This window comes from Novosphingobium fluoreni (assembly GCF_014196615.1).
In the GTDB taxonomy this organism is placed as follows: domain Bacteria; phylum Pseudomonadota; class Alphaproteobacteria; order Sphingomonadales; family Sphingomonadaceae; genus Novosphingobium; species Novosphingobium fluoreni.
Genome location: NZ_JACIDY010000018.1, coordinates 1 through 12,350, shown reverse-complemented (window position 1 = coordinate 12,350; position 12,350 = coordinate 1). Strand labels below are relative to the sequence as shown.

At 59.4% G+C, this 12,350-nt stretch carries 8 protein-coding genes; 4 read left to right on the top strand and 4 right to left on the bottom strand.

All coding sequences use genetic code 11. The annotated features are described in order from the left end of the window. Positions 1–92: 92 nt before the first annotated feature. The 3 genes from GGR39_RS16945 to GGR39_RS16935 form a co-directional block, all read right to left on the bottom strand. Positions 93–1,352: a hypothetical protein gene (locus tag GGR39_RS16945; RefSeq protein ID WP_221226217.1), complete on the bottom strand. Its 1,260-nt coding sequence runs from the start codon at positions 1,350–1,352 to the stop codon at positions 93–95. After that, positions 1,349–2,554, bottom strand: coding sequence for a sulfotransferase family protein (locus tag GGR39_RS16940; RefSeq protein WP_221226216.1), 1,206 nt, complete (start codon positions 2,552–2,554; stop codon positions 1,349–1,351). The genes GGR39_RS16945 and GGR39_RS16940 overlap by 4 nt, the downstream gene beginning before the upstream one ends. 128 nt (positions 2,555–2,682) lie before the next feature. Next, on the bottom strand, positions 2,683–5,097 hold the full coding sequence (locus tag GGR39_RS16935; protein WP_183618969.1) for a TonB-dependent receptor: 2,415 nt from the start codon (positions 5,095–5,097) through the stop codon (positions 2,683–2,685). Between the two features lie 279 nt (positions 5,098–5,376). Here GGR39_RS16935 and GGR39_RS16930 point away from each other — a divergent pair, with 279 nt between their 5' ends. Then, positions 5,377–6,327, top strand: a complete 951-nt coding sequence (locus GGR39_RS16930; RefSeq protein WP_221226215.1) for a LysR family transcriptional regulator — start codon at positions 5,377–5,379, stop codon at positions 6,325–6,327. Between the two features lie 220 nt (positions 6,328–6,547). On the opposite strand, the gene GGR39_RS16925 is transcribed toward GGR39_RS16930, so the two are convergent. Next, entirely contained in the window at positions 6,548–7,255 is a 708-nt protein-coding gene (locus tag GGR39_RS16925) for a helix-turn-helix domain-containing protein (protein WP_183618963.1), read from the bottom strand. Positions 7,256–7,747: 492 nt separating this feature from the next. On the opposite strand from GGR39_RS16925, the gene GGR39_RS16920 reads away from it, so the two are divergent. The 3 genes from GGR39_RS16920 (at position 7,748) to GGR39_RS16910 (ending at position 12,262) form a co-directional block, all read left to right on the top strand. Continuing rightward, on the top strand, positions 7,748–9,949 hold the full coding sequence (locus GGR39_RS16920) for a TonB-dependent receptor (protein ID WP_246388987.1): 2,202 nt from the start codon (positions 7,748–7,750) through the stop codon (positions 9,947–9,949). A 358-nt stretch (positions 9,950–10,307) separates the two neighbouring features. After that, positions 10,308–11,462 carry a hypothetical protein gene (locus GGR39_RS16915; protein ID WP_183618957.1) on the top strand — a complete coding sequence of 385 codons (1,155 nt, stop codon included), beginning with the start codon at positions 10,308–10,310 and terminating at the stop codon, positions 11,460–11,462. 182 nt (positions 11,463–11,644) lie between these two features. Then, positions 11,645–12,262, top strand: coding sequence for a hypothetical protein (locus GGR39_RS16910; RefSeq protein ID WP_183618955.1), 618 nt, complete (start codon positions 11,645–11,647; stop codon positions 12,260–12,262). Positions 12,263–12,350 lie beyond the last annotated feature (88 nt).

The window sequence follows — 12,350 nt, the reverse complement described above, 5'->3', positions numbered from 1 at the left end:
TCCACGCTGGCCTCCTGCCACCAGCAGGAAGCCTGAATCACAACGAGCCTGCAAAGGGAATCCCCGCCGAGTCAGTTCGTGTGGAAACCGCTCTAGGTGATGCGACGCTGATACGCGGCCCTGCGACCGGCTAACTGCTCTTCGCGCTCCCTCTCGCTGATCCAGCGGGTTTGTGGTGGCAGTTGCCCACGCAGATCGTCCAGCGTCGTCATTAGCACCGAAGCGAAAATCGGGCGCCCTTCCGGCTGCATCGCCTGCCAGCGCAGGATCATCAGCACATTCGCGTATCCGCCGGTATCCAGCCAGTTCCACACCCCGGGATCACGCCGCGCGATGACAGTTCGAACCAAGCCATCGTCATCGATATGCGCCTGTGCCGCGGTCAGGCTCGATTGAATGTTCTGGTAATTGAGGGACCGGTAGAGCCAGTCGGTCAATTCCACGGCCGCATAACCTGCGCCGGCCGGATCCCACGTCAGGATAGCGGCATCGTCGGGCCCCAGGTGGAAATGACCGCTGCTGGTTCCTTGTGTGGACATACCCACGCCGGAACTGGCCAAGGGCCGCGCCGGCGCGATCGTGTTGACCGCGATGCTGCTAACCATGTTCTGGAACCAGAAGTACTGAAACACATCGCGAAGCGCATGGCGCGTTGCCCGTGCGAACATCTCATCCCGATCGATCGGCAGCGCCTTTGCCGGCGTGAGGCGCTCTATCGTCAGCTCGAACGGCGTTTCCACGCCCCAGTCCATCATCGAGTCCCGGATGAAGAGGAACTTGTTGCCGGGCGCAGTAAGCAGGTGGTTTTCGCGTTCGCCTTTGGGGAGATCGTCGATCTCGATGACGAAGGTCCCATCATCCTTCCAGGCGAGCTGGTGATCCTCAAGGATCGCCACTGTCTGTGAAGTGCCAAAGTTGTTAGCCAGCGTAAACGAGATGTTGGCCGGCTTACGTCCCACGGCCCGCCCGGTGAGGCGATAATGCGTTCCGTGCTCTATCCCTGCCAGACGATAGCAGTTGTCCGGATTGTCCCCACCTGTTCGCGCGCCGGGAACACTGGTGCCATGCCACTCATGCGCCGGCATGAAGTCACGCACCAGTCGCGGGTGTTGGCTGTCAGAGGCTGCGCTCTTGAAAAACCAGTTGGTCAAGAACTCGTCCGCCAGATCGCCCAGCATCGGCCGCATCTCTTCGGGCAAGCGAGATCCGTACCCGATCTCGAAATACTTGGCGATCTGGTTGCGCACGGCGTCGCTGCGCGGATCGGAACGCATGGCGCGCACGTCGGCCTCGGCCGCGAATTGATCGGGCGTTGCGATAGGATTGGCCATGGTGCTGCTACCTTGGGTCATGTCCGGCCGCCACGCTCGCGGGTGATGCCGAACTGATCTATGTATTCGCCGAAAGCGGCATCGATATCGTCGGCGGTCATGCCGAATTCCGCCAGCGAATACCGGCGTTGCGGACCCTTGCCATGATGATCGGTCGCCAGGTGGCGTTCCATACGCTCCCGCGCTAGCGCGGACAGTGTGAGTCCGAAGCTGTCGTACAGGTTAGCAATTACCGTGAGCGGATCGGCGGTGAGATCGGAGAAATTGATGTCGACCACCTGGGCGCGCTGCCCCGGGCCACGCCGCCACAAGCCATAGTCGTTCATCGCTTGCGCCCATACCGCCACTTGCTCACGCCCGGCGGCGGCACGGTCGATCGCTTGATCCGAATAGAGCCCTCGCAGGGTCACGAGCAAGCTGGTCATCGACGGGACCACCTTGGCGGGATCGCGATGATTGACGTATATCAGCGCATCCGGAAAGGCGAGCCGCATCTCGTGCCAAGCCATGATGTGCGCGGGGGTCTTGAGCGCCCAGCGCCGCTTGTCACCATCGGCCTGCAGGTACTGCATCACGCCGATCTGCCATTTGTAAGCCAGCGCGGTCTTGTCGGCGGCGGCCGCCATGAAAGCTGGAACGTTCCAGAACCCACCGAAAAACGCAGTGCATGCGCCTTCCTGAAGGAACAGACATTCCTCCGGCAGTTCCGCACCGTACGGGTGCATCGCCCGCAATTCGGGATCGGTCATCCCCTGGTAACTAAGCAAGGCGTCATAGACTTGGGCGCGCCGATCACCATGCTGACCGGGCAGCGGCACCGGCATGGCCGCTTCGAAAGCACGGGCGACGCGAAGGTCCGGGTCCTGCGCGATCACGCCATGCAGGAATGTCGTGCCGGCGCGCGGCATTCCCGTCCCGATCAGCGGGGCCAGAACGCGTTGCTCTTCGACACCGCTGGTACGCTTGCGCGCGTCGAGATAGCGCAATCTCGAGACCAATATCGTCAACAGCCGCGCGAACGAGCGCTGCCGTCCTTGTCCTGAAACCTCGCCGGTCTCCTCGATCCCGTTGCACAGCAGCGTGAAATTGTGGCGGAACTCGTCCTCATCCCACCGCTGTCCGCCCCAGTCGGACAGTCCGGTCAGGTTCTCGGCAAGGGCCAGGAGCACATCTGGGGAAAGTGGGTCGGTCCACCCGCTCATGCCAGCCTGATATGCCCGCATGGCACTCTCTTCATGTGTCGGCTTTTCCAAGCCTATCGTCTCATCTGTCATTGCGGGTCCTGGTGCTAAGACAAAGTGCCGCGCCGCGGAATTCGCCGGAGCGAGTAACCATGCGGCGCGGCGTTTGATCAGAACCGATATTCGGCGTTGATCCCGTAAGTGCGGGGCGCACCGAAAGTGGCGGTGGAGTAACCCCAAGCTTGGAACTGGACGTTGCGTGAAGTCAGGTAGTTCTTATCAAACAAATTGCGGACCCAAAGCTGAACGCTGAGCGGGCTGCCCATAACCTGGTTCCAGTTCAAGGATGCATTCGCCGTGAAATAGCCGGGCACCTGATTGAAGCGCTCACCGAAGCGGGCGTTGTAATCACTGAACACGTTCGTCTGCGTAATCTTGCTGGTGTAATAGCCCGATACCGTGGTTGTGACCTTGCCAGCCGTGGACGCGATCGGCCATTCGTAGCTTGCCGCAACGTTCAGCTGGTGCTTGGGCGTCTGGGCAGGGGTCGCTCCGCTGAGGTCGGTCGGCGTGACGAGAGTGGCCCCGGTCTTGCCATCAGCGTTACCGCCCAAGCCCGGGATCACGAACTTGTCGAACTTCGATTTGATGTAGTTGTAGCCTGCATCCAGTGTCAGGCCCTGGAACGGCGAGAAACGAACGTCGAGGTCGATCCCCCATACTGACTGGCGCGCCGCGTTGATGACCCCGTAAGCCGCGAAACCATCATCGTAGTTGGCATTCACGAAGACCTGCTTATCCTTGGTCTTGCCCCGATAAAGCGCTATATTGGTGCGGATCGGGCGCGTGGCTATCGACCAATCGGCCTTCAACCCGGCCTCCATCATCGTCGTGGTTTCCGGTTGGAAGAACGGCAGTTCACGAATGGTGAAGTTGGTGCCGCCCGAAAGGTAGCCGTGGCTGACCTTGGCATAGCCCAGGACGCGCGGTCCGAACTTATTGGTCACTGCCACGTTCCAACTCGGAGCGCGGAAGCCGCGCCCACGGCGGCCTAGGCAAGCCCCGAAGTCCCTGTCTTGATAGAACAGCAAGGCTGCCGTGGCGCAGGGCGTTTGCGCGTCGGGAAAATAATTGGGCCCAAAGCTCGGCAGAACGCCGCTAACCTGGGACGCCGATACTTCCGAGGATATACGATCCCAGTTGTAGCGGAAGCCACCGGCAACGCTGAGGCTGTCGGTTATATCGAACTCTGTATTGGCGTATACGGCCTTCGACGTGAATTTCTTGCGCTCAAAATTGTGGATGTCGATCACGAGCGGCAGTGAGAAACCAAACGCGCCGGACAGGAACAGGCTTTGCCCGACATTGGCATTGATCCCTTCCTTCTTGTCGTTCAGCAGAAAGAAGCCGCCGACGCTCGTCCGCCAGCGATTGTCCAGGGCGGAGTACGAAAAGGTGATATCGTCAGTCCATTGCGAGGTTTTCGTATCCTTGTAGATATTCACCTGCGTCAGAGTTAGACCCGATGTGTCTTCGGAAAAACCGATAACGTCCTTGCGCCAGCCCAAGACGTTGCGCACCTTGAAGTTGTCGGTGACGTCTATGTTCACCCGATGCTCGATGCCAAACAGCTTGGCGCGGCCATAATACTGCCGGGGCAAACCGGATGGATCTGCGCCCACATACATCGTCTTGCGGTTGCCAACTCTCTCACCCAAGGCCCTGAGGTCGATCCCGAAGCCGGCGTCGGGGCCAAAGTCAGTTGGGATGGTGCCGGAGGGCGCTTCGTTCCGGTGGAAATAGTCGACGATCAGCACGCTATCGACCGGGCCGGAAGCGAGTTGCATCGTGCCGCGCAATGAGTAGCGATTCTCGTTGGCGAAGCGATCAGGCGCGCCGCCCGCGGCGATCGGGTTCCTGACATAGCCATCGCGCTTGATCCAGTTGCCAGCGAAACGGAAACCGAGCACATCGTTGACCGGAAGGTTAATCATCCCTTCCGCTTCCCTGCGGTTATAATTGCCGTAGCCGGCCTTGACGTAACCTTCCACGTCTGGAGACGGTAGGTTGGTGCGCACCGTCAAGGTGCCGCCCGTCGTGTTGGTGCCGAACTGCGTGCCTTGCGGGCCCTTCAGCACTTCAACGGTGGAGATGTCGTAGAACTGCGTCGAAAGTCCGATCGCGTTCATGATCGGTACGTCGTTAAGGTAGAGTGCAACGCCGCCGTCGATGCCAAGCTCGGTCGCCGTACCGCGGATTGCGAAGACCGGCGTGCCCCCCGTTTGATTGTTCGAAATGGTCAATCCAGGGGTGACAGTCTGCAGATCGCGGACATCGAGGATGACTTTTTGCTTCACCTGCTCGGCGTTGAATGCGGAAATCGTGATGGGCAGCGACTGTGATGCCTCACCCACCTTGCGGGCCGTGACGATGATATCATCGAAACCGCGTTCGCCAACGGGCGCGCCCGCCCCTTGCGCCTGATTCTGCGACGATGCGTCCTGCGCTATCGCCTCGTTGGAAAGCCCCATCAGGGCGATACTCAGCAGCGATACGCCAAAAGCATGCCGATATGCAGATTTCATTATCAATTCCTCCCCTACCCGCTTTGTCGCGGACTTTAACCTATCGGCGGAACGAGTTGCTGCTTTCATCGGCTGTGCAAGAGCGGTCACGCCACTTCCATGGCCTTACCGCCCCGCAGGCCTTTGCTAGCACACCTTCAAGGTGGCGTAGCCATCGCAGCTTTCCTCTCCGTGCGCAGGAATTAGCGCGGGCTGTTAACCCACGGGAGGCCAAGTTTTTACATTTGACAGATTAGCAAGGCTAATGCATCTTTTCAACTAATGCGAAACTGGAATCATTTGGTCCCCTTCATCGTCGCGGCCCGCGAATTAAGCTTTCGCAAAGCTGCGTCGGAGTTGGGCGTCACTCCGGCTGCGATCAGTCAGAGTATCGCACAGTTCGAACGACGTCTTGGCTTCAGTCTTTTCTATCGCCTTACGCGAGAAGTGCGGTTGACTGATGAAGGTTTGAGACTTTTTGAGATATTGCGCACACAAGTAGAGGAGCTTGACCATGCGCTGTCGCTCGCTTCGGAAATATCTCTGAAGCCGAGCGGCACGATCCGCTTATCGGCATACACCTGCTTTGGTTCGCAGTGGCTCGTTCCGATATTGGCGGATTTCCTTCAATTATACCCCGGCATCAATCTCGACATGCGTTTTGGCTATGATCTGGCGGACAACGACAAAGTAGATATCGTTGTGCGTAGCGGTCTGCCGGAAAAGTCGCCTCTTGAATATCACGAAGTGATGAAAATGCGATCGGTGATCGTTGCTGCCCCGTCGTATCTGTCGCGCATGGGGGTGCCGCGGACAGTCAAAGACCTGGCATATCACACTCACGTCATCCTCGATAACGGTGAGGGCCCAATCCCATGGTTCTATCGGGAGCGGCAACCCGGATCCTCAGAAAGATTTGTTCGGGACAAATTGGTGCGCACGCCACGCTCGCCAAGCCAAGTCATTGTTCGTGGCCATGTAGACGTTTCGCATGAAATCGGATATTTCGGGATCGGACTAACGATGGTCAATGACGAAGTCGTCAAAGATGCCCTCACATCTGGAAAGCTGGTGCAGGTTCTAGAGTCAGAGCAATTTCATTTGGGGAACGTCACCAGCAACAATTTGTACGTGGGGTGCCGCGGGCCGGGCAAGATGACAAACCGCGAAACCCTTCTGTTCAGGCACATTCATGATGGTCTGCAGGCGCGACAACTGCCAGATCATCGTGCCCCGGCATGGCGTGGCTAGCCTGTTGATACTATCTGCGGTTTCTAGTTAAGTTCTGGTCTACATTCGCTTGGGATAGTGTCAGGCATCGCATTGGGCCCAGTACCATCAGCCAGTCTACGATCGCGTCGACAATCACAACATCGCCCTTATCGCGTATTCTGCCACCTTAACTGCGGCAATGCTGCGTTATCTAGCCATGATAGAAGATTGGGCTGTCGCGAAATAGCGGCAGAAACGCTCAAACACGCGCCGCCGTGCGGAACTGGCTGGGGGAAAGCCCTGTCAATTCGCGGAACGCGTTGCGGAACGACTTGATGTCATCATAGCCAACGAGATGTGCAATCTGGCTGATAGGCCGCGCCGTCGCCCCCAGTTGCATCTTCGCGTTAGCGATGCGGGCATCGCGCAAATAATCGCGCGGTGTCATACCAAGCTCTGCCCGAAAGCGCCGGATCAAGGTTTTCTGGCTGACCGCGAAATAGGCGGCCATCGCATCGATCCGCAGATCGGGTATCGACGATCGCTCGGACAGCCATTGCTGGGCACTGGCGACGAGGGGATCCTTTGCCAGTCCCTCCACCACCGGGCTGATCAAGCCCACGGCATGAGCCAGACTGCTGGCAATGGAGGGGGCGTACATCTTGTCGATCATGCGCAGCAGCAGCATGATGTCATGAGCCATGCCGCGCCCCAACCACATCCGATCACGCTCTACGATAATCGACTTGGTATCAATCGTAAGATGCGGATACGCCAGGCGAAACGCACGCGCCATGCTCTGCGGCAGCGGCACCGAACCGGTAAGCAAGCCAGCTTCCGCCAGCAGATAAATACCCGCACCCGTGGCAGTGATCGTAGCACCCCCGGCATATTGCGCATTCAACCAGACCAGCACTCCTGCCAGTTCGCTCCACCGAGCGGGCAAATCATCTTCTGGGCAAGCCATGTCGGAGATATGAATGAGGCGATATTGAATGCCGTTTCGGGGGGAGTGTTCCGCCTGTATCAAGCACCGAGGCGAAAGCGCCACCGGTCCTCCGACCGCTCACGATATGGAGCTGCGTGAACATGCCAACGTTGTCACGGGGAGCAAATTGATCTGCCACCCGAGATCGCATCATCGCATAGAAATCCACGATGGTGCCCAGGCTAGCCATATGCCCGCCTGGAAGTGCCAGAACTGCTGCGTCGGCGCCCATCACACCATGATAATTACACACCCGCATTTAGTCAAATAGACAACCTCACCCCCAAGCAGAGATTACCCCCATAATAATCCGACAGCCTGGATCAAAGCAGGCGTTATCACAGGGGGAGGATTGCCATGCGCAATTATAACATTGGGTTACTGGGTCTTGTTAGCCTTGGATCACTGGCTGCAGCCAGCGCAAGTCATGCGCAAACTGCCGGTGCGGATCAAACGCGGTCGGCATCTGCAATGGAGGCAGATGGGGCGATCGTCGTCACTGCCCGCCGCCGTGAGGAAGCGTTGCAGGATGTTCCGATCTCGATCACCGCGCTCAACGGTGCGGCGCTTGCAAGGCAAGGTGTCCAGAATATTCAGGATGTAACCGCGCGCGTCCCATCGCTTTCCATCACCACCACCTCCAACATCCGCAGTGTCGTCGCGTTTGCTATTCGCGGTCAACGCTCTCAGGAACCGCAGCTTCTAACCGATCCGCCAGTTGGAACATACTTTGCCGAGGTCGTTCAACCGCGTCCCTACGGGTTTGGCAACGCCCTATACGATCTGCAATCCGTGCAAGTCCTGAAAGGCGTACAGGGAACATTGTTTGGCCGCAACATGACCGGCGGTGCTGTTCTAGTGGAACCGAATCGACCGACCCAGGATTTCACCGGGGAACTGCGTGGCACCTTGGGCAACTATGATCTGCGCGAGCTGTACGGCATGCTCAACGTTCCCGTCACAGAGGGTATCGCGGTGCGCTTTGCCGGCAAGACGCGGCAACGGGATGGTTGTGCCGTGGATGTCAGCAATGGGCGGCGGTACGACAACCAGGACTTCACCACGTTCCGCGCGTCCGTTTTGCTGACACCATTTCAGGGTTTCGAATCCAATTCGATCGTCGATTTCTACAACGCGGATGAAGTAGGCGGTGCAGCTTTCGCCACGACGCTGCGCACGCCGTCGACCGCTGCAGCCGTTCCCGGGTTTGCAGCGGCGTTCCGCGAACAGCAGGCCCGCTTCGCTGCCAAGCGCTTCCGATTTGACCCGGGCCCCGGCGGCGGCGGTCGTTTCGATGCGTTCAATCGTCAGCCGTTCGAAACAAACCGCAATATTGGCTTCACCAACAAGACCACGTACGAATTGAACGACGACCTCACCGTCAAGAATATCTTTGGCTATCGCCATGTCCAGCGCCGTAGCTTGACTGATTACGACGGTACACCCGTTACCGTCATCACTGCCGACCAGTATGCCAATATCAAATCGTACAGCGAGGAACTGCAACTCCAAGGCAAGGCGCTCGACAACCGTCTCGATTTCGTGCTGGGCGGGTTCTACTTCCTGGAGAAGGGGCTGGATGGTTCGCGCTCCTCGCAGTTCCCCGGATTGTCGATCACGGCAGCCAGCCCCGCGACGCTCACCGCCACGACGCTGATTACTCAGAACGGCGCGGTGGGCCGGTCTACCAGTTATGCGGCTTATGCCGCGGGAACATTGGCGCTGACCGACACGATAAAGCTCTCCGGCGGCATTCGTTACAACTACGACAAGCGCAAGGCCACCGTCGGCCCCCGGCAGCCCAATCGCAATCTGTGCGTCTTCGATACGGACATCAACACGCCTGGAACGCAGACGGTCCCGATCGACCAGTGCAGCTTCACCGCCTCGAAAAGCTGGGATGCCATCACCTGGGATGCGACGATCCAGTGGGAGCCAAGCCAGGCGACGTCCATCTACGCATCCACCCGCCGCGGCTTCCGCGCTGGCGGGTTCAGCACGCGTGCTTCCAATTATCCGACTTTTACCCCCTTCAATCCTGAAACCGTGCAGGAATACGAAATCGGGATGAAGAACAATCTCGATATTGGCGCCGCGAAGCTGACCACCAGCACGGCGGTGTTTTATCAGGATTACAAGAACGTCCAGAAACAGCGCACATTCGCCGGGCCGCCGACTGTCACCATCATCGACAACACGGCGAAGCAGGAGAACTACGGCGGCGAATTCGAAGCCTCACTGGACTTTCGCAATGGTCTGACCGTCGCCGCCTTCTACGCCTACGTAGGCGTCAACATCAAGGAAGGCCGCTTGCCGGGGGAATACGAGCTGCGTGGTACGCCGCACCACCAGGTGGGCGGGTCGATCAACTATGCATCCGATATAACCGGCATGGGTAGCCTGAACCTCAACGCCAACGCCAGCTACCGCTCGCGCAATCATCTGGACGAGTTTGACGTGGAGGGTGACGAACCGGGCTATGCGCTGCTGAACCTGCGCGCCAGCATCGATGGCATCGCGGGCACGCCCTTTGGCGCCGCCCTGTTCATGAACAACGTCACCAATAAGCTATATCGCATCGGCGTGCTGGGTCTGAACCGCGAACTAGGCTTTGTCAGTTCCGTCTACGGCGAACCCCGGATGTACGGCCTGGAATTGTCTGCGAAGTTTTGATCCAAAGGCCGGGCCTGACATGAATTGCGGGCCCGGCCTAGATCGAGGGAAATACTTGGATGACATCTGAAGGCTAACGATGGGGGCTTATTCGCCTGCGCACGCGCGAAAGCCTTGATCGGGGCGCTCAAAGCCAGGCCTTGTCATGGTCTGGGTCGAGATACCCTTGTTCCTTATCGCCCCGCGTCCGTTACAGCAGGCCCTTCAGCATGGGTTGTTTCAGCGATCAGGCGGAACATGGCATCGCGCAGCCGCCCTGCCCCTCTGTCATATCTCGCGTGATCGATGCCGCCGGGGATTGAGCCAAGTACATCACTGCGCCCTTCCCTCCCTCACCCGATCTTTCTAAACGCCGCTTATGGCATCTTCCGACCCCTGGTATGATGACGAGCCACCAGCTCTTCGGGAGCTGGGGGAGGCCCAGGCGAACTGCGCTCTGGCGTTGGGGCGTCTGGGTGGCCTGGTCTCCATGCTGGGCAGCGCTGAAAGCCGGCTGTTCAGCTACGCGTTGCTGCGGACGACCATCATTTCGGCGCTGGCGCAGGCCGGGTTTGCCGATGCCGCCTTTCGCTTCGATGCGTGGTTCGGCGGCCTGGATCGCGGACCGCAGGAAAACGCCTCCTCGCAGTGGTCAGCGCACGCTATCGCCCGCGCGGTTGTGGGGGAGTTGAGCAACCATCCATGGGAGCCACTGGCAACGGCCGCGCAGACCGTAGCGGTGTCAGCCCGCTTCGTATCGGATCGGCCGGATCATCTTGATCTTGCGGCAGCGAGCGACGCGGTCGACCGGGCCGTGGCTATCGTTGTCCAGGCCGATCGGCCGGATGAAAGTCCTCTGCCATTCAAGGCACTGATCCGGCTTAACGCGCTGTTGGCGGCGGATCAGATGTTCGCACCGTTGGAGCAGGGTGCGCGCATGTTGGGAATTTCCGGCCGGGATATTGCGGTCGATCAGCCCGCTCCCCCCACGCCGCTATGGGCGGTGGATTTGGCGCTAGGCTCCATTCTGACGTCCGCCGGCATCTTGCGCCCCGCCTTGCCGATGCCGGGCGCGATCCGCGCAGAAGCCCTGCGGCCAGCAGAGGGTGGGCGGCACGATGCGATTGCGGTAAAGGCGCTGGAGGCTAGCGCCGTCGCAATGGCGGGCCTCATCCAAGACGCGCGGACCGCCGCCAGCTTGATGCGAGCGCGGTTTTCGCATCTGCGTTCCAGCGCGCGCGCGCCGCAAGTGTGGATGATGCTCGCCGGCTTCGCGCCGCTTGGCCTTGATCAGATGACCATCGCATTCGGGATCAGCCGGCGCGGCACTTACGCGGTGAGCGATGCCCTCACCGCTTCCGGGTTGGCAGAGAGAGTGACGGAGAAGGGCAAGGTCTCCCTGCGCGCGACCATGTCACCCACCGCCGAAGAACCAGCCTACGCGGCGGAGGCCCCTGCCCTGCCCGCTCTGGCGATCGCCGAGTTCGATGCCGCCATGGCCGAACTGGATCGCCTCCTCTCACGATCGGAGTGAGGCGCACTTTCTGATGCGCGGTTGGCGCAACCATGCCGCCCTCCGCGTTCGTCACGCCAACCGGCTTCCTACCTGCCTAACGGAATAGCAAGGATCTTTCGCTACCCCGGCGTTCACGAACTCTTTGGCTGACCAAAACCTTGCCCTTCACCACGACAGAGCCGGTCACAGATCACGTTTACGTGGCGCAAGTTCGCAGCTTGTTTTCCAGCGTCACGCCATCGAGCGTAATGGCCGCGATCTTTCTCCTGAATGTGTGGATCGCTTTTGAGAAGACACAGGGTGTCGCGTTCCTGATGATTGGTCTGTTGGGAACCGCGCTGAATGGCTGGCGTATAGCGATGGCGATGCTGCTACGCGACAAGGCGTTCGCACCTCTGGTTTCTCGTCGCGAGGCGGCTCGGCTGGAGGCTAGCTTTGCGCTACCCTACATCGGGTTTGCACTTGTCATGAGCGTGTTTTGCGGACTAGTGTTTCGCGCATCCCAGCCTGAATTGCACATGATCACGGTGTGCCTGGCGGTGGGGTATTGCGCGGGCGTGGCCGCCAATTGCGGGCTACGTCCCCGATTGGCGATCACCAGTATCGTCCTCGCGATGGCGCCAATCATCGTCTTTTCGTTGCTCAAGGAAGAGGAGACCTATGCGGCGATGGCGATTGTCATACTGGCATTGATCGGGGGCGCGGTGCGTTCGATGATCGTACGCTATGACGAATCCCAGACGGAGATCGCAGCCCGAATCTCGTCCGTCAGCATGGCGCGGAGTGATGTTCTGACATCGCTGCCCAATCGCCTGTAAGCGTCCGGGCTCCGACGTGTTGCGCGGGCGATGCCCTGCCGCGATGAGGCTCTCGTAAGGAGTGTCCTTTGGCACTGCCGAAGGAGAG